The sequence below is a fragment of the Veillonella parvula genome (assembly GCF_024461875.1).
Classification (GTDB): Bacteria; Bacillota; Negativicutes; order Veillonellales; family Veillonellaceae; genus Veillonella; species Veillonella parvula_I.
Genome location: NZ_JANGAL010000001.1, coordinates 18,066 through 36,621 on the forward strand (window position 1 = coordinate 18,066; position 18,556 = coordinate 36,621).

At 38.7% G+C, this 18,556-nt stretch carries 14 protein-coding genes; 11 read left to right on the top strand and 3 right to left on the bottom strand.

Features of this window, described 5'->3' with window-relative positions; genetic code table 11:
• Nucleotides 1-86 precede the first annotated feature (86 nt).
• The 5 genes from NE668_RS00090 (at nt 87) to NE668_RS00110 (ending at nt 6,202) form a co-directional block, all read left to right on the top strand.
• Complete coding sequence (locus NE668_RS00090) at nt 87-2,102, top strand: ABC-F family ATP-binding cassette domain-containing protein (RefSeq protein WP_227037147.1); 2,016 nt, start codon at nt 87-89, stop codon at nt 2,100-2,102.
• Between the two features lie 132 nt (nt 2,103-2,234).
• Nucleotides 2,235-3,704 carry a [FeFe] hydrogenase, group A gene (locus tag NE668_RS00095; protein WP_008601602.1) on the top strand — a complete coding sequence of 490 codons (1,470 nt, stop codon included), beginning with the start codon at nt 2,235-2,237 and terminating at the stop codon, nt 3,702-3,704.
• Between the two features lie 274 nt (nt 3,705-3,978).
• Nucleotides 3,979-4,608: a DUF47 domain-containing protein gene (locus NE668_RS00100; RefSeq protein ID WP_004697557.1), complete on the top strand. Its 630-nt coding sequence runs from the start codon at nt 3,979-3,981 to the stop codon at nt 4,606-4,608.
• Nucleotides 4,601-5,599, top strand: coding sequence for an inorganic phosphate transporter (locus NE668_RS00105; protein WP_008601598.1), 999 nt, complete (start codon nt 4,601-4,603; stop codon nt 5,597-5,599). Before NE668_RS00100 ends, NE668_RS00105 begins: the two co-directional genes overlap by 8 nt.
• A 429-nt stretch (nt 5,600-6,028) precedes the next feature.
• Complete coding sequence (locus tag NE668_RS00110) at nt 6,029-6,202, top strand: hypothetical protein (protein WP_004697552.1); 174 nt, start codon at nt 6,029-6,031, stop codon at nt 6,200-6,202.
• 236 nt (nt 6,203-6,438) lie between these two features.
• Here NE668_RS00110 and NE668_RS00115 read toward each other — a convergent pair whose 3' ends face one another.
• From NE668_RS00115 to NE668_RS00125, 3 genes are read right to left on the bottom strand one after another with little or no spacing between them, the layout of a single operon-like run.
• Nucleotides 6,439-7,443 carry an ABC transporter substrate-binding protein gene (locus NE668_RS00115; protein WP_227037146.1) on the bottom strand — a complete coding sequence of 335 codons (1,005 nt, stop codon included), beginning with the start codon at nt 7,441-7,443 and terminating at the stop codon, nt 6,439-6,441.
• Nucleotides 7,444-7,464: 21 nt separating this feature from the next.
• Nucleotides 7,465-8,211, bottom strand: coding sequence for an ABC transporter ATP-binding protein (locus tag NE668_RS00120; protein ID WP_227037145.1), 747 nt, complete (start codon nt 8,209-8,211; stop codon nt 7,465-7,467).
• Between the two features lie 26 nt (nt 8,212-8,237).
• Nucleotides 8,238-9,245, bottom strand: a complete 1,008-nt coding sequence (locus tag NE668_RS00125) for a FecCD family ABC transporter permease (RefSeq protein WP_227037144.1) — start codon at nt 9,243-9,245, stop codon at nt 8,238-8,240.
• Nucleotides 9,246-9,497: 252 nt separating this feature from the next.
• On the opposite strand from NE668_RS00125, the gene NE668_RS00130 reads away from it, so the two are divergent.
• From NE668_RS00130 to NE668_RS00155, 6 genes are all read left to right on the top strand, one after another.
• On the top strand, nt 9,498-9,953 hold the full coding sequence (locus NE668_RS00130) for a PTS sugar transporter subunit IIA (RefSeq protein WP_021148434.1): 456 nt from the start codon (nt 9,498-9,500) through the stop codon (nt 9,951-9,953).
• A 20-nt stretch (nt 9,954-9,973) separates the two neighbouring features.
• Nucleotides 9,974-10,249, top strand: coding sequence for a PTS sugar transporter subunit IIB (locus tag NE668_RS00135; RefSeq protein WP_004696686.1), 276 nt, complete (start codon nt 9,974-9,976; stop codon nt 10,247-10,249).
• 29 nt (nt 10,250-10,278) lie between these two features.
• Nucleotides 10,279-11,646: a PTS ascorbate transporter subunit IIC gene (gene ulaA / locus NE668_RS00140; protein ID WP_004696684.1), complete on the top strand. Its 1,368-nt coding sequence runs from the start codon at nt 10,279-10,281 to the stop codon at nt 11,644-11,646.
• Nucleotides 11,646-12,041: a YbaN family protein gene (locus tag NE668_RS00145; RefSeq protein ID WP_227037143.1), complete on the top strand. Its 396-nt coding sequence runs from the start codon at nt 11,646-11,648 to the stop codon at nt 12,039-12,041. The genes ulaA and NE668_RS00145 overlap by 1 nt, the downstream gene beginning before the upstream one ends.
• 257 nt (nt 12,042-12,298) lie before the next feature.
• Nucleotides 12,299-13,189 (top strand): helix-turn-helix transcriptional regulator, encoded by an 891-nt coding sequence (locus tag NE668_RS00150; protein WP_227037142.1) that lies wholly within the window; start codon nt 12,299-12,301, stop codon nt 13,187-13,189.
• Nucleotides 13,190-13,421: 232 nt separating this feature from the next.
• Nucleotides 13,422-18,443: a TonB-dependent receptor plug domain-containing protein gene (locus NE668_RS00155; RefSeq protein ID WP_227037141.1), complete on the top strand. Its 5,022-nt coding sequence runs from the start codon at nt 13,422-13,424 to the stop codon at nt 18,441-18,443.
• Nucleotides 18,444-18,556 lie beyond the last annotated feature (113 nt).

Sequence of the window (18,556 nt, forward strand, 5' to 3'; positions counted from 1 at the left end):
TACGTTTATTCTACTGAGGGCGCCTGTTACTGTCAATGGTAATGTGTAGTATAATAAATAACAGAATTACAAAATAGGAGCGGAATATGAACGTTATTAGTTTACAGAACATAGAGAAATCATATGGCACAAGGCTGTTGTTTAAAGAGGTGAGTATGACTTTTACCACGGAAAAACGATTAGGTCTTGTGGGCATCAATGGAACGGGTAAGTCTACATTTCTAAAAATATTAGCAGGACAAATGGAAGCTGATAAAGGCACCATTGAGCGTAATGGTAAGGCTAGCATTTATTACTTAGCGCAGACACCTGATTTTGATGCGGAAGCTACTTTGCTTGAGGCCGTTCTTGATGGAAATCATCCTCGGTTGCAAATGGTAAAAGCTTTTGAACGTATTAGTCGTGAGTATCGCCAAATGCAAGAGTCTGGTAAAGACGATGCTAAAATATCTCGCAACTATATGAATGCATTGGAGCAAATGGATCAACAAGACGGGTGGCAGGTAGAGCAAGAGGCGCGCATTATTTTATCTAAATTGGGCTTTCCTGATGTGGAGCAAAAGGTAGCTATGTTATCAGGAGGGCAAAAGCGTCGTCTTGCATTGGGGCAAGCATTGCTATATCCATGTGATCTTTTATTACTAGATGAGCCGACTAACCATTTGGATGAAGATAGTATTGATTGGCTAGAGTCGTATTTGAGTGTACGTCAAGGAGGATTATTAATCAGTACCCATGATAGATATTTCCTCGATTCCGTATGTAATGGTATTTTAGAGCTATCAAATCGTCATATGTATCAATACGATGGCAATTATGAAGAATTTATTGCCTTGAAAGCTGATCGAGAGGCTCGTGAAGCTGCTACGGAAGAAAAACGACGTCAATTTTTAAAACGAGAAATCGAATGGGTACGTCGTGGTGCTCTGGCTAGAACTACAAAACAAAAGGCTCGTCTTGACCGTTACGAAAAATTAAAGAATATGGAGAAAACCCGCCGTCCGGATCAAATGGATCCTATTGCGCTGAAGACACGTTTAGGAAAAACCATCTTTGATATTGAGCATTTAGAGTTTTATTTTGATGAACGTCCTATGATTAAGGACTTTACCTATCATGTGGTACGCCATGATCGTATCGGTATAGTAGGGCCCAATGGTGTTGGTAAGTCTACCTTTATGAATATCCTTGATGGCACCTACGAAGCGACGAGAGGTACTATTGGTAAAGGTGAGACCGTTCGTATTGCTCATTTTAAACAAGAGCTACCTGAATTTGATGAAGATATGCGCGTTCTCGATTATATTCGTGAGGACCACTCTTATATGGTACTCGGTGATGGATCTACATTGAGCGCAGGACAAATCCTTGAGCGATTCCTTTTTACCCCAGAATTACATGGTGTACCGATTCGAAAACTCTCTGGCGGGGAACGTCGTCGTTTATACCTCTTAAAATTGTTGATGAGCGCCCCTAACGTATTATTGCTGGACGAACCGACGAATGATCTTGATATTCCAACATTGGAGGTATTAGAGGATTTCCTTGACTCCTTTAGTGGCGTCATCATCACCGTTTGCCACGATCGGTACTTCCTAGACCGCGTAGTGGATAAACTGTTTGTCTTTACCGGCGATGGGCATATTGAAATCGTTCATGGCTCGTATTCTGACTACAAAGATGCTCTTGATGAAAGTAGTGGCAGCAAGCGCCCATTCTATATGCCAAATGATAATATACCGGCTAATTCCAAAGTGGTACGAGCTGTAGAAGGTGGAGAGACTGATAGCGATGACTCTGTTGATAATCAATCTAATAGGGTAGATACCCTTGGAAATGATAATGTTGTAGCTAGTGATGAAACAGATACTTTCAAAGAAATACCAAAGAAGGGTCTCAATAAAGCAGAAGAAGCGGAGTATGCCAAAATTATGGATGAATTGCCTAAGCTAGAACATTTAGTGAAGGGCCTCGATGTTATGATAAGCCAAGTGGCTACTGATTATGAAAAAATGCAGTCACTGATGGATGAACGAGAAGAAACACAGACTCAAATAGATGTGCTCACTGAACGGTGGATGGAATTAGAGGAACGCCTATAACTCCTTTTATCATGCTATTTTTTAATATCTGTTATGCAAAGGAATTACGTGTAAGTTTATTGATAAAACTCACAATGTATAGTATAATTTCTACGATTAACGATAACAACGTTACCTAAGTAGGAGGAACTCATGAGTAAGTACCAATTTTTAGACCGTCGCGTGCCAATTGAAGACGGAAATATTGCATTAGTACAAGATTTAACTAAATGTAAAAACTGCTCCTTATGTCGTAAAGCTTGTGCTGTAGACATGGGTGTATTTGATTATTATGATTTAACAACAAATGGGGATCATCCAATTTGTATTCATTGTGGTCAATGTGCATCTATTTGCCCATTCGATTCCATTAATGAACGTTCTGAGATTGATGAAGTAAAAGCAGCTATTGCTGATCCTAATAAAATCGTCATTTTCCAAACTGCGCCTGCCGTACGTGTTGGTTTAGGCGAGGAATTTGGCCTTGAGGCTGGTACGTTTGTAGAAGGTAAAATGGTGGCTGCTCTTCGTAAATTGGGTGGTGACTATATTCTTGATACAAACTTTGGTGCGGACATGACTATCATGGAAGAAGCATCTGAGTTATTAGAACGCGTTATTAATAGTGATGCAGTATTGCCTCAATTCACATCTTGTTGTCCTGCTTGGGTTAAGTTTGCGGAAACATTCTATCCAGAATTCTTGCCAAACCTATCTACGGCTAAGAGCCCGATTGCTATGCAAGCGCCTACACAAAAAACTTATTTTGCTGAAAAAATGGGCCTTGATGCAAAACAAATCGTTGCCGTTGCAGTAACACCATGTACAGCTAAGAAATTTGAAATTCGTCGCGATGAAATGAATTCCTCTGCGGAATACTGGGATACACCAGAAATGCGCGATACAGACTACTGTATTACTACACGGGAACTTGCAAAATGGTTGCGCGCAGAAGAAATCAATTTTGATGATCTTGAAGATTCTGCTTTTGACCCATTGATGGGTGAAGCTTCTGGTGGTGGTATCATTTTCGGTAACACTGGTGGTGTTATGGAAGCGGCTATGCGTGCGGCTTACAAAATGGCGACAGGTGAAGATGCACCTCAAACATTGATTCCATTTGAAGCTATTCGTGGCATGGATGGTGCTCGCGAAGCAGACGTAGTGATTGGCGATAAAACATTACACGTAGCGGCAGTTCATGGTACAGGTAATTTGCGTAAGTTCATCGAACGCATGCGTGCAGAAAATATCCATTATGACTTCATTGAAGTAATGGCTTGTCGTGGTGGCTGTATCGGTGGTGGTGGACAACCACGCGTTAAATTGCCGATGGCTGATAAAGCTCGTGAGGCTCGTATTGCTTCCTTGTATACTCGCGATGCAGAAGTAACTGTAAAAGCTGCTTGTGATAATCCAGATATCCAAAAATTGTATGCTGAGTTCTTTGATGGCAAACCTATGAGCCACAAAGCACATCACATGTTACATACTACCTTTGTGAACCGTTCTGAAGATTTAGGCCCTAATGGCGCTTGTACGCCTGCTACATGCCCTACATCCGTACCTAATTTGAAAAAGGCGGCAGAGGCAGCTAAAGCGGCGGCAGAAGCTAATAGCTAAGAGTTGATAGTTACTAGTTAATAAAAAGCACAAAGATAGCTAAGAAATATAAAGCAGATAGTTGATATGTTAGGCAGCTATCTGCTTTTTTTATCTACTTTATATAGTGGAAATATGGTCAATAAAAGCTTTCACAGATGTAGATTCTATATATGCCATATACGCATAGGGGTTAAAATATAGAGATTGGTAAATTGGTTTAGGAATTACCTGTAGTATGCTATAATTAAATTGTTATTATAGAAGCAATCAATACTGGTTCGGGAGGATCTTCATGGCTTTTAAATTAAAAGGAAAAGAAGAAAAGTTTTTCAGTATTTTGGAAAAGCATGCTGCACTAACTTATGAAAGTGCGGAAATGATGGAACGCGTGTTTAAGGGGGATATCTCTAAGGAAGAGGCATTTCTTGAAATTGATACAAAGGAAAAAGCTGCCGATGAATTAGTAAATGAAACTGTAGAGCGTTTACGCAAAACATTTATCACTCCAATGGATCGTGAGGATATTCAGCTTTTGATTGACCAACTGGATACTACATTGGATAATATCAAAGAAATCATGGATAAAATGGTTATGTATCACGTTGGCAAACCAAGTGATGGTGCTATTCGCATGAGTGAAATTGTTGTTAAATGCGTTAAGCATATCAATAAATCCATTGGTTATATGGGTAGTCTCAAAAAGGATCATGTGAAGGTAGAGGGGCGTGTTCACCAAGTATTGAAACTTGAGTCTGAAGCGGATAATATTTATCATGAAGAAATGGCTAAGCTCTTTACAGAATGTACAGATCCAATTGAAATTATCAAATGGAAGGAAATCCTTAGCGCTATGGAAGATGTAATTGATGGCTGCGAAGATTTGGTTGGTACATTCCGCCGGGTAGTATTGAAGTATGCTTGATGCTCATTATTTAGTATGGCTAGTTGTATTTTTAGCATTAGCCTTTGACTATATCAATGGCTTTCATGATACGGCGAATGCCATTGCCACATCCGTTTCTACACGAGCTATTGAGCCTAAAAAGGCAATTATGATGACCGCTGCTCTCAATTTTTTGGGTGCAATGGTTAGTACAGGTGTTGCAAAGACTATCGGTGGTGATATAGTAATGTCGCCATCTCTTATCGATAGTGGTATTATTTCTGCAGCCCTTATCGGTGCCATTACATGGAATCTTTTAACTTGGTATTGGGGAATTCCAAGTTCCTCATCTCATGCTTTGATTGGTGGTATCATCGGTGCTGTGGGCTGGTCTGTAGGATTTGATGCATTGAATGAGGCGGGGATTTTAAAAATCTTTTTGTCTCTTATTTTATCTCCGATTGTAGCCATGATTGGTGGCTATATTGTGATGAAAGTATTGTTGCTTATTTTCGGTAGATTTTCTCCAATTGCTTTAAATGATCGATTTAGATCCATGCAAATTGTATCAGCAATTATGATGGCATTTTCTCATGGCTCTAATGATGCACAAAAAGCGATGGGGATAATCACATTAACCTTACTTAGCGGTGGTTTCATCGATACATTAGATGTACCGATTTGGGTAAAACTTTGTTGTGCTACTGCAATGGCTATGGGTACTGCTGTAGGCGGTTGGAAAATTATCTCTACAATGGGTACCAAGATTTTCAAACTAGAAACTATTAATGGGTTCGCTGCTGATTTAAACTCGGCGATTACTATTTTTACAGCTACATTCTTACATTTGCCTGTAAGTACTACACACGTAGTAAGTGGTTCTTTACTAGGTGTGGGCTCTTCTAAACGTATTAAAGCCGTTAACTGGGGCGTAGCAAGATCTATGGTTATGGCTTGGTTTGTAACGATTCCATTATCTGGCATCGTTGCTGCTATTGCTTATGAAGTAGGTCACTTACTATTTGGCTAATTCATATACTTTTTATTATAGTAAAAAAGACTGCAAACGCAGTCTTTTTTGTTTATCAAAATATTCTTGCTATATTGTCATATTTATAAATAATTTGCTTTTCTATTTTAAAATTCTATTTACTATATATGTACGTGATAGTATCTAAATAGTCTAAAAATATAGAAATAAACTGGTTTTTAAATACTATATTCTATAAAAGAGATTTATCTATATTTGGCAACATTAATGTTACAATTCAAGTTGAATAGGGAAAAATACTTATAAATATGTGTTTTGTTGATTATGCATTTTACTAATAAATGAAGTTTATTACTAATTTATAGGCTGTTAAGAGGTTGTTTAAAGTGAATGGCTATTGCATACTTATGTATACGAGGTTATACTATCGGTAGAAGGAGTTTTTCAAGTGAAAAGTGAGGTATGTATATGGCATGGGGTGGATCTAGACGCGGTGCCGGGCGCCCACGTAATCCTATTAAACGTATTGGTAGAACCTTTCGACTCAGTGATGAAGAGTTTCTTTCGCTAAAGCCATTGATCATGGCTATTAAGGCAAATAATGATAAACGATATAGGCAACAATATAGTCGAGAAGTATAAATAATCAGGCATTGTCACAGCATATACAATTTAATACATTTTAAATCTATTTTACAATAATTCATTATTTCTAAATCTTTCAACTACAACACATCTTTACTCTCTAAACAATATGCTGTGTGCAATACAAGTAGTACGAAGAAGGTCCCAATTCATTTGAATTGGGACCTTCTTCGTTATATATAATATAATATACAATACATATTACATATTACTCTATATCTTGTTATATTAAATTAGTCTACTTTGATGCCGTGAATTTCTTCAGCTAAACGTTTTAAAGCATCAACTGTACGTACCCCAGGTGTGATTTCGGAAAGTTTTACACGAATGAAGTGACCTTCTTTTACGGCTGTGATGTCTTGAAGTTGAGGATTAGCCTTGATCTTTTCAATTTTTTGTTGAAAATCATCATCGTTGCGAATAGAATTACCATAGTCGGCGATAATAATATAATCAGGGTTTTGTGCAATTACTGTTTCCCAAGAACCTTTAGCCCATGTTTTATCAACGCCTAAGCCGCTCATTACATTATCAGCACCGATAAGTTTTAAGATGTTAGTAGTATAACCTTCGAATGCTGTGAATGGTTGACCGTCTTCAGAGTCATAAATGAAAACGCGTTTACGAGGTAAGTCTTTTAGTTTATCCTGGATAGCTGCCAATGTTTTACGTTGACCTGCAACCCATTCTTCAGCTTTAGGTTTTACGCCGAAAATCTCACCCAATTTAATCATGTCGCTAAAGTTGGTTTCTAGGTCAGCTTTAGTAGATAACATGGATTCAGGAATCCAAATATTAACCTTTTGGGAAATCATTTTATCTGCAGGTATAGCTCGTTTGCTGAAAGAATCAGGCCATCCCGTAGCGAAGTCAGGCTTTACGGACATGAATACTTCATAGGAAGGCCATTTTTCAGATAATACTTTTACTTTGTCGTAAGCTGCTTGTAAAGGTGGGTAGATTTCTTCTTCTTTGAAAGCGGTCCCAGCCATTTTGTCCTCAAGGCCTAATTGTAACATCATTTCCGTTGTTGCTTGGGACATGGACACTGCATGAGTAGGGGCGGATTTTACGGAAAAGTCTGTTTTTGTACCGTCAAATGTTTCACTCCATGTTACAGAGGCTCCATTATCCGCTGTAGTTTTTGTAGTATCAGAACCACAACCAGCAATAGCGAATGTAGCACATGTCATAGCGATTAATAATAATTTTTTTGACTTTCTTAAATTCTGAAACATAGTAAGTCCTTTCTTTACTAATTAATAATATAAATGATAGCGCCCTTCATCCCAAGAGGTTTTGAAAGGAACTTCAAAAATTGGTTCAAGAATTTCAGGTGTGAGCACCTCGGTAGGGGCACCTTCTTTTAGGATAGTCCCGTTGTTCATGATGACTATATGATCGCAATATTGAGCCGCTAGATTTAAGTCATGAAGGACTACAATCGTAGTGCCTTTAAAAGCACGCAATTGCTTCATAAGTGCTACTTTATACTTCATATCTAAATGATTAGTAGGTTCATCTAAAAGAAGTATTTGAGGTTTCTGGGTTAAGGCTTTAGCAATGAATACGCGTTGCTTCTCACCACCTGATAAATGATGAATTTCTTCATTTGATAAATGGGTGATGCCTACTTCATTCATATAATGCTCTGCAATTTTAACATCCTCAGAACTATAGGTGCCAAAGTGTTGTTTGTACGGATACCGTCCCATGAGAACGATATCTTTTACGAGAAAATCGTCGATCATAGCATCTCTAGATTGTGTTAAGACTGCTACCAATTGAGCAAATTCTCGACCTTTATAAGATTCTAAAGGTTTTTCGTTTAATGTGATTTTGTTTTTTGATGGATGAAGTCGATATAGATGGCTAAGTAGTGTAGACTTACCACATCCATTCGGTCCAATTATGGCTGTTATTTTATTGGTAGGAAATGTTACAGAAATATTCTTTAACACTTCTTTTGTTTCATAAGAAAAAGACAGCTGATTAATTTGATACATAGTATCTCCTATAGATATGATATACACTAACCATTGTGTTTATAACGATTCATGATAATCCAAATGAAGAGTGGAGCCCCTAATAAAGATGTAAGCACACCAATAGGAATTTCTTCTGGACTGTAGAGTGCTCTCGATAATACGTCTGACCAGATCATAACGATGCTACCGATGAGTGCACTAAATAGTAATGTATGTTTATGTTTAGGTCCACCTATAATCCTAGCAAGGTGCGGGATGATAAGGCCGATAAAGCCAACTACACCGACCTTTGATACTAGTGTGGCAATTACAATAGAGGATATGATAACGATGCTTAATTGTAACTGCTTAACGGAAAGTCCCATTTGTGCTGCTTCATGATTACCGAGTAGCAACACATCAAGGTCTTGATTAAACATATAGATATATAGCATAAATAAGATTACGATAATTGCTGTTAATGGTAAATCACTCCATTGTATGCCTGCAAAGCTGCCAAGTAGCCAGAACATAGCACTTCGCACTTGAGCTTCGTGTTTGGCTCCGTAAATAATCATCATCGTTAAGGCTGAGAATACACCAGTCATACCCATACCTATGAGGATAAGTTTTACGGGGCTGTTGCTTTTACCAACACATAAGAGGACTAATATAATTGAAAGTGCTGCTCCTAGGGCCGCAAAAATAGGCGTATTGTACTGGCCTAAGAATGGAAGCCCACCCATGATAATAGCGAAAACGGCACCTGTGCTTGCGCCAGAAGAAACACCTAATACATAGGGATCTGCGAGAGCATTGCGCGTGACAGTTTGCATTAATAGACCTACAAGTGATAGACCTATACCTGTTAGAACAGAGTAAATAAGTCGTGGTAAGCGAATATCTGTAATAATTGTATCAGTCATAGATGCTGTAGTATTTGCATCAATCATAGACATAAGAGCTGAAATAATTTGGTCTAGAGAAATGAATTTAGCGCCAAACTGTAAAGCTGTTACTAATGAAATACAGAGGATTAGAAAGAGTACAAATACTTTTACCGAAGTCTGCATAAAATCTCCTTATTCTATTTTTAATTTAGGCAGTTTAAGTCTTATCTAAGTATAGAGAAATTTCAATATATATACAATATTAATACCTGTATAGGTATTATACGTATAAGGGTTTATTAAATTATAAATAGCAAAATCTTATGTTAGCTTTATTCATTTTTATAAGTTCATTGTTATTTTGATATATGAAAAATTTATTATAATAGCTATAATAGAACTATATGTACACAAGTACGTTTAGGAGGTGTTAGTTTGATACAAGATTTATTATCTGAGGATAATGTATCCTTTCATTATCCCGCTGAGACGTGGGAGGATGTTATTCGTCATGGTGGTCAACTGATGGTTGATGCGGGTTTTACGGAGCCATCTTATACAGAGGCTATGGTTGAAGTAGTTCGCGAAATGGGCCCATATATCGTATTGGCTCCAGGTCTTGCTATGCCACATGCTCGCCCAGAACATGGTGCAAAGCGTGTAGGGACAGCTTTAGTGACATTGGAAAAACCATTGAATTTTGGCAGTCCTGATAATGACCCTGTATCTGTCGCATTATTCTTATGTGCTCCCAATAAAGATGAGCATATTCAATTGTTAACAGATATTGCTACTTTATTTGAGGATGAAGAATTCTTAGATGCGGCCGTTGACTTTGAAAGTATTGACGACGTACAAGCATTCTTGGCAGAGCATTTAGACGAGCAATAAACATTTAGAAGGAGGCAAGTATGATTTCTGTATTAACTGTATGTGGTAATGGTATTGGTTCTAGCTTGATGTTAAAAATGAAAATTGAAGAAATTTGTGCTGAAAATGGTATCGATGCACAAGTCGAATCTATCGATTTTAACGCGGCTCAAGGTCGTAAGGCAGACCTCATTGTAACTGTTAAAGAGTTGGCTGAACAATTTGACGATAAAAATGTTGCTATTGTTCGTAGCTATATTAATAAAAAGAAGATTACAGAAGATGTTCTTGAAGCATTAAAACAAGCTGCTCAATAATATGTAACAATTATATAGGAGGTAGTGCCATGGAAATGGTATTAGAGTTCTTGCGTGATGTGCTGTCTCAACCGGCACTTTTGATTGGTATTATGTCATGTATAGGCTTGATCGCCTTGAAACGTCCGTTTCATAAAATAATGACGGGCACATTAAAACCTATTCTCGGGTATTTAATGTTAGCTGCAGGTGCGGGTGTTATCGTTAGCAATCTTGACCCATTGGGAAAAATGATTGAACATGGATTCCATATTACTGGTGTAGTGCCAAATAATGAAGCTATCGTAGCTGTTGCACAAAAGGTACTTGGCGTTGAAACAATGTCTATTCTTGTTGTAGGCTTATTGATGAACTTATGTATTGCACGTTTTACCAAGTTTAAATATGTGTTCTTAACAGGTCATCACAGCTTATTTATGGCATGCCTTATGTCTGCCGTACTTGGTACAGCCGGTTTATCCGGTATGGAACTCATACTTGTAGGTGGTTTCTTAATGGGGGCTTGGTCTGCTATTTCTCCAGCTATTGGCCAAAGTTATACATCTAAAGTGACAGATGGTGATGAAATTGCCATTGGTCATTTTGGTAGTTTAGGCTACTATTTATCGGCTTGGGTTGCCAAATATGTTGGTAAAGCTGAAGATAGTACAGAAGATATTGAAATACCAGAAAAATGGGGCTTTTTACGTGACTCAACATTATCTACCGCATTAACTATGATTGTATTCTACTTAATTGCAGCCTTTGCGGCAGGTTCCGAGTTTGTAGCTACTTTATCTGGTGATATGAGCCCATATTTATACGCTGTTATGAGTGCTATGAACTTTGCTGTTGGTGTAACAATTGTATACTCTGGTGTGCGTATGATTTTAGGTGATTTAATTCCAGCATTCCAAGGGATTGCTACAAAAATCATTCCTAATGCAATTCCAGCTGTAGATTGTGCCGTATTCTTTACCTACGCTCCAACTGCAGTAGTATTAGGCTTCCTTAGTTCCTTCATCGGCGGTATCATCGGCATGCTTATACTTGGTGCAGTAGGTGGCGTATTAATTATTCCTGGGCTTGTACCACACTTCTTCTGTGGTGCTACTGCAGGTATTTATGGTAATGCTACTGGTGGTCGCCGTGGTGCAGCAGTAGGCGCTTTCCTAAATGGGTTAGCCATTACATTCCTGCCAGCTTTGGCGCTTCCTGTTCTTGGTCAATTAGGTTTCCAAAATACAACTTTTGGTGATGCGGACTTTGCCGTAATGGGTCTAGTATTGGGTAATGCTTACGAATGGGTAGGTATGGCTGGTATCTATGGCATTGTAGCTATTGCCGCTTTAGTACTCATTGTTCCTAACTTTATTAAAACCAAGGGTAAAGTTATTAACTACGTAGAAGAGGATTAATGAAAACAACTGAGCAACATCGTAATGTAGTTGTTCGATATGTATTCCTGACTATTGGGGCCATAAGTTTTGCCCTTGGTACAGCAGGTATCGTACTACCACTATTGCCAACAGTCCCTTTTTATATGCTAACGTTATTTTGCTTGGCTCGTGGATCTGAACGGCTCCATAAAATGTTTTTGGCGTCTAATTTATATCAAAAGACTGTTGCTGCTTATGAACGCGATAAAGCGTTGTCATTGCGGGCAAAGTTGTCCATTCTCGTATCCGTTAGTGCCATAATGACGATTGGTGCCTATTTTAGTCAAGATATGCCTATTGCTCTAATGGTTATGGGTATTATATGGGTAGCTCATGTCATAGCATTAGCTTTTATTATTAAAACAAAAAAATAGAAACTTATATCCGTAGTTTTAAATATAGCCTCATGAATTAAATTCTTACAGTTTAATTCATGAGGCTTATTTTATAGTACCCAGCACAACTTCTAGCGATGATTGTAATTGTTTCATATTACTACAATGAGCCAGCTCATATTTTTGAAAGTAAAATGAATTATTACTATTTTGAAGTTGACAATGACTATCAATAAGTATACTATAATATAATATTATTAATTTATGTTTATAGAATTTGTGTATATGGTGATAGTATGAATCCACATAATCATGCGGCTTCACATGCTGGAACATCTATGTCAAGGTATACGGTGTTTGACGGTATCGATCTAATGTTTCTAGATGTGAAGCAAGAGACGATTCAATTTTATGCTAAATCACATACCAAGACGTTTGCTATAAATCACTGTGAAGAAGGGCGCATTGAGTGCAAGTTCACATCTGGTGAGTATTTATATATGGGACCAGGGGATATGTCGTTAGGGTGGCATACACGCTCCGCTTACCAACATGAAAATTATTTCCCGACAAAACTATTTAAAGGTATTGTATTACTAGTGGATGTTGAAAAAGCTCAACCTGTATTAGATGCACTTGTTAGTGATTCTCGAATAGATTTAACCGAATTAGCAAATCGATTTTGTGAGCATTCCGACTTTGGTATGATGATGGAAGAAACGGAAACAGTTCGTCACATTTTTTCCAGTTTATATAATGTGCCAGATCAAATAAAGGAGCACTATTTTAAATTAAAAGTAATTGAAATTTTTTTATTATTATCTGTTATCTCTACAGCTAATCCTGAAAAGAGAAGTACTTATAGAAAGCAACAGGTAGATATTGTAAAAGCTGTAAGTGAATATGTATCGACACAGTTTATGAAGCGTATTACTATTGACTCCTTGTCTGAACAGTTTGATATTCCTACATCCACCCTGAAACGTTGTTTTAAAGGTGTATTTGGTACAACCATACATCAATATTTAAAAGAATGTCGTATTAATGCAGCGAAGAGATTGCTTCAAGACTCAGATCAGTCTATTTTAGAAATCGCTAATGCGGTAGGGTATGAGAATGGTAGTAAATTTACAAGTGCATTTAAAGAGGCTACTGGTGTAACGCCAAGTGCTTATCGTAAGGTCTAAATAATTTGGACCTTATATTATCCTAGCTAAAAATTTTTGTCCTTTAGGCTAGGTGTGATAGTCTATGAAAATTAAATATTGTCCGAAACGTATGTTTTTGGTCTATTCGGAGTAGATATGTATAATACACTTTGCTACTATTAAATCTGTAAATGATTTTCAATGTCATTTGGTTGTAGTGGTAAAGTGTATTTTTATATGCATGGTTAAATATATGTTTGGAGGAAGTTTAATGAATAGGAGTTGGGTGCGGGCAAGGAGATATTTTATACTATCCTGCGCAGTAGCGTGCTGGTTGCAAATGCCGGTAGTTATGGCGGATAATGCGACTGTAACAACCGATGTGGTTCATGTTCGCGGTACATGGGCTGAAGAGCAGGCAAAACAAGAGTCTCAACAGACGACGATTATTACGAAGAAGGATATTGTCAAAAAGCAGGCAAAATCCGTAGAAGATATTGTGTTTTCCGAAACTGGCGTATCTAGAACCGTCGATTCGATGGGGCGCGTCGGTGTATCTATCCGTGGAGCGGATCCTCGTCATACCTTGATTCTTGTGGATGGACAGCCCGTGATGGGCGACCTTGCCAAATATCAAGGTGCTGGTGATGAATTACAACGTCTCGGTACAGAAAATGTGGAACGTATAGAAATTATCCAAGGTGCAGCCAGTGCTAAATACGGATCCGATGCCATCGGTGGTGTTATCAATGTTATCACCAATAAACCGCGTAAGACCGCTGGCCTTCAGTTTAATGCGGAAGGTCGTAGAACTAAAGGCGACGGTGATATCGTACCGTTTTCCAATTTCTTTATGCGCGCTGATTCTGGCTCATTAGGTAAGTTAAAAGTTAATATTCACGGTAGTAAACGTGACATTATGCCTATTTATGCCAGCGAGCAGCGTCGTATCAGTGCTATGACCAATGATGAAGACCACGGTTTTTTAAAGAATTCCCTACGGTATTACGGTACAAATTCTAATATAGGTTTGGCCGCTACATATGATATTAATGATAAGCAGTCTTTGGGAATCCGCATCGATCGGTATAATGAGGATTTAGAACGGTATGTAAAGCGCAGTACTTCTTATTTGGAACCTCAGGTTCATTACAAACGGGATTTAGACAGGAATAATCTTAATTTGACGTATACTGGTCAGGATAATAAGAGTTCGTGGAAAGCGGAACTGAATTATACGCGAACCAAAGAAGATGATGTAACATTAACCAGTGACTATGGGAACAGTACCTATGAAGGGAAAAATACGTTAAACTATGTGGATAATGTAGATCATCGTCAATGGAGCGTAACACTCGGGGCAGACACGCAAGTCAATAAGAAACATCTCTTGTCTTATGGCATTGGGTTTATATGGGAGACAGGCGAAGGTAGCAGACTTAAAAATGCGCCTCATACCTATAAACGGCATATCGATCCCTGGGATTACGATAAAAGTCTAGCGGTAAAAAACGGTGTTCCTTCATCCACGATTTATGACCATTCTTTCAGAAAAAACGACGCTGGTGTAGAGCAGTGGAATAAGGAGAAAGAATGGTATAACGGGGATAAAAGTAAGCCAAATACATTGCCAGAATTTACTTACGAAGAATATCTTCAATATTTGGATCCTCAGGCGGGAATTGATTCGGCGGCCGTAATGGGGCTTGTGGATGGCCCCGTGACGGAGCGTACGCTGAAAAAACGGAATCCTGAAGCTTATGCGCGATATCAGCAGTTTGCTAAACGTTTATTAGCGGAGAATAAAGAGTTTATTGAGGATTATCATTTTAATAAGGAAGGCCGAAAAGATGAAAACGGTAAGTATTATCCAGCACTTTATGATGCCTATTTACCAAGCTTTTATTATGGCGCCGTACCAGATTTTGATTCTACGAAGTTGAAATTAAACGGAGCTTATTTTAAAGAAGAGTATTTAAAACGCGTTAATCAACAGACTGCAGGACGTGCGGAGATCAAGAAACAGAATTTCTTTATTCAGGATACGTGGCAGGTTAATAAAAATACTACTTTATCACCAATTATAAGACTGGATCATAGTGATTTATTCGGCTCCAACTGGTCGTTTAATTTCGGCATGACTCATAATGTACATGGAAATGTGCACCGCAGATTAAAGGCTAATGTGGGTACCAGTTATACGGAACCTGGTATGGGCGAGCTGTATTATAACTGGGAAATGTATGGCCCAAATATTACAAATGCTACAATCGGTGGCGGTGAAGCCCGATTAGGTTGGTATTGGGTCGGAAATCCGAACCTTAAACCAGAGAAATCCATGAATTTCGACCTTTCTTTGGAAGGGGAAAATAAAAATACCTATGGTAAAGTAACCGTATTCCACAATAATATTCGGAATTATATGTCGATTTACAATACGGGATATTTGATGGATTTTTATCCTCAATATGATGAATCTACCACATATGGAGCGGCGAAATTTGCGCATGCGCCGGATATGATTTACAGTTTCCGTAATATCGGCAAGGCTCAAATCACAGGTCTTCAATTTGAAGTGAAACAGACTTTGAATAAGCACTGGAAAGCCCGTTTGGGATATACGTATTTACGAGCGCTTAATAAGAGCGATAAAGATATGCCTCGTGAATTACTGGATAAACCGCGTCATAAAGTGGATATCGGTGTGGATTTTGAGGATAAGGCCAGCGGATGGAGCGGTAGTCTGTGGGGCGATTATTATATTCATATGCTGGATAGTAACTCCTTGTCTGGCGGCGGTAATTATATGGTATCTTATATTGATCCTAATAATTCCGATCGTTCCGTTATCAGATATAATTTGAATAATAGAAAAACCGCCGATATGTATGAACATAAAACTTACGGCATATGGAATTTGATGATTCAAAAGAAGATTGATAAGGATTCACGAATCTATTTCGGTATTGATAATCTCTTTAACCATCGTGATGATGATCGGGCTTTATCGGCTCGAGTATATCGTATTGGATTAAATATGAAATTCGGTTTCGGTTCAGGTGAAAGTAAAACGAAACTTACGAAGGAGCAGTTTGAATCGTTACCTCCGGTTATGCTGCATGATTTTATTACGCGTCCTTTCGATACAGACAGAAAACGAGGTACGGAACTGGTAGGTGACTATCGTGTACGTAATGACAGTCATCTTGGATCCGATCGTCCTGCTACGCGAGTGACGACTACTAGTTACGTGTCCGACGAGGCGGCAAAGAATCTGGCGGACCGCAAGGAACACGGCTTGAATCAACGTATACGTGTCGGTGTCGATGCTCGCATTAACGATAATACGAATGTACGTGTTGTGGGTAGTGCTTCTGGCCAAGCTGGTGTAGATAGCAGTCATGAAACAGAAGGCTCTAAAGGTTTTAATCATCAACGTCTCGAAGAACTAGATGTAACACATCATGGTTCTAAATGGGATCATAGTGTTGGTCGTATTACTGAATCTATGGGGGTTACAGGTTATTGGTTTAATAAAGAATATGACGGTCTTCGTAGTGTTTGGACGAATAAGAATACTCAAGTCCGTATCGGTGTGGGAACCTTTAAACATAGTACGGGAATTAGTGACAGTGCTTATACTCATGCTATTTATACGAATTTTAAACGGGTTCCAACGGTAGAGGAATTCTTAGGTGTTACTATGGATTCGGACGGTGCCAATAAGGAACTCATCGTACCAAATGCAGGGAATACTATTAATTTCTACCAGCAATTAAAAGCCTTGCGCGATAAGGAAGGCGCTTTAGATGCGGAGGTAGGTACATTAAAGAAGAAAATCGACGATATGACTTCCGATATCTGGTCTAAAGAATTTATTGACGGCATGTCCGCGGATCAACTGGCTCCATTAAAAGCGGAGCTAGCAAAGTTGGAAGCATCCTTGCCGGATGTGGAAGCTCGTGTGGCGAAAGAACGGGAACCGTTACGAGCTGCGCAGTTTGATGTGTTGCGCCGGATGCAGGAAATCGCGGTGAAAGCTTATGGTGCGGATGCGGCTAAACAGACTGTATCGATTAAGATGCCGGATGTGTCAGTAACGTATTCTTATAAATCGCGATACTATGATGAAGATGATGAACAATGGTATGAAGACGAACGTACTTTCACTCAGAAAATAGCACCGGGAACGATTGGGCTTGATAAGAAAAACCCATTGTTTGAAATGAAGTTGAGTGATACCTCTGTTCTTGCTAAGGGCGGAAAACCGTTTATTTCAAATTGGTACAATCAGAATAAGGCGGCTATCGTAGAGGCGTATCGTGCCAAGGCGAAAGATATAGCAACCTATAGTTTCGGTAATAATCCATATACGATGAAATTTGAAGATAATGCCTTTGACGGGCTGGACGAGTCTATTTATAAGGCAAATGTCGTTGATATTAACGACTCCGGCACGTCTGGTCTTATTAACGTAAAAGGAAGTGCCTATTATCCTTCTATGATAGCTTCGTATTTTAATAGCTTGGCTCGAATGCTTGAAAAAGCGGACGGCAACAGTCGTTTGCCGAGAGAGGCGCTAGGCAAATATACAGGTGCTGTTATTCCTTCAATAGGTGTCGTATTGGAGCGGGATACAATTCCACCAATTGAAAAGGCTGCCTATGTTCAAGTTAAACATATGGTAACACCTCGACTTGGCTTAGCTGCGTGGTACTTGCGCTCCTTTGGCGGTAGTGACTATCGCTTCTACACGGCGAATGGTAATGCTACAGAAGCGCATGAATTCAACAATATGGCTAATATTTTCGGCGTTGGAGCTAAGTATCAATTAAATCATAATGTAAGTATTTCCTTCGACTATGGACAAAACCGTAGTGACTTTGGCCGCTTCATGAATGGCAATACTCATTATGACCATAAGGCTGGATCTGCTCAATTCGATATCAAGGGTCGTGATATAGGTGGTGTACCTCATTTCTGGGCATTGCGCTTTGATGTTGGCCATGCCGATATGAATAAACCTGGCTCTTGGAATGCCTATGTGGACTATAAATACTTTGCTCATGGCTCCTTCTTCGGCGGCAATGGCACAGAGGCTGTACCTGACCGTTACTTGGATGGTATTAAGAGCTTTACCTTTGGTGGTGGCTATGTGCCAACTAAAGATCTTCTTTTACAAGCATTCTATACATTTGATGCTAAAGGGATTAATAAACGAGATACCTTATATGGATCTGAAAACTTTAAACTTGGGAATTATACTCGTTTCCAAATGACGTATAAATTCTAAAAATTATGTCCGATTTGTCCGAAACGTATATTTTTGGTCTATTCGGAGTAGATATGCAAGATACACTTTGCTAACATTAAAATGTGAATGATATTCAATGTCATTAATGTTGG

Coding starts and splice junctions, on each gene's coding strand:
- NE668_RS00150 (WP_227037142.1), top strand. CDS start 12,299: ATGAATCCACATAATCATGCGGCTTCACATGCTGGAACATCTATGTCA.
- NE668_RS00110 (WP_004697552.1), top strand. CDS start 6,029: ATGGCATGGGGTGGATCTAGACGCGGTGCCGGGCGCCCACGTAATCCT.
- NE668_RS00125 (WP_227037144.1), bottom strand. CDS start 9,245: ATGCAGACTTCGGTAAAAGTATTTGTACTCTTTCTAATCCTCTGTATT.
- NE668_RS00115 (WP_227037146.1), bottom strand. CDS start 7,443: ATGTTTCAGAATTTAAGAAAGTCAAAAAAATTATTATTAATCGCTATG.
- NE668_RS00100 (WP_004697557.1), top strand. CDS start 3,979: ATGGCTTTTAAATTAAAAGGAAAAGAAGAAAAGTTTTTCAGTATTTTG.
- NE668_RS00155 (WP_227037141.1), top strand. CDS start 13,422: ATGAATAGGAGTTGGGTGCGGGCAAGGAGATATTTTATACTATCCTGC.
- NE668_RS00135 (WP_004696686.1), top strand. CDS start 9,974: ATGATTTCTGTATTAACTGTATGTGGTAATGGTATTGGTTCTAGCTTG.
- ulaA (WP_004696684.1), top strand. CDS start 10,279: ATGGAAATGGTATTAGAGTTCTTGCGTGATGTGCTGTCTCAACCGGCA.
- NE668_RS00105 (WP_008601598.1), top strand. CDS start 4,601: ATGCTTGATGCTCATTATTTAGTATGGCTAGTTGTATTTTTAGCATTA.
- NE668_RS00095 (WP_008601602.1), top strand. CDS start 2,235: ATGAGTAAGTACCAATTTTTAGACCGTCGCGTGCCAATTGAAGACGGA.
- NE668_RS00120 (WP_227037145.1), bottom strand. CDS start 8,211: ATGTATCAAATTAATCAGCTGTCTTTTTCTTATGAAACAAAAGAAGTG.
- NE668_RS00145 (WP_227037143.1), top strand. CDS start 11,646: ATGAAAACAACTGAGCAACATCGTAATGTAGTTGTTCGATATGTATTC.
- NE668_RS00090 (WP_227037147.1), top strand. CDS start 87: ATGAACGTTATTAGTTTACAGAACATAGAGAAATCATATGGCACAAGG.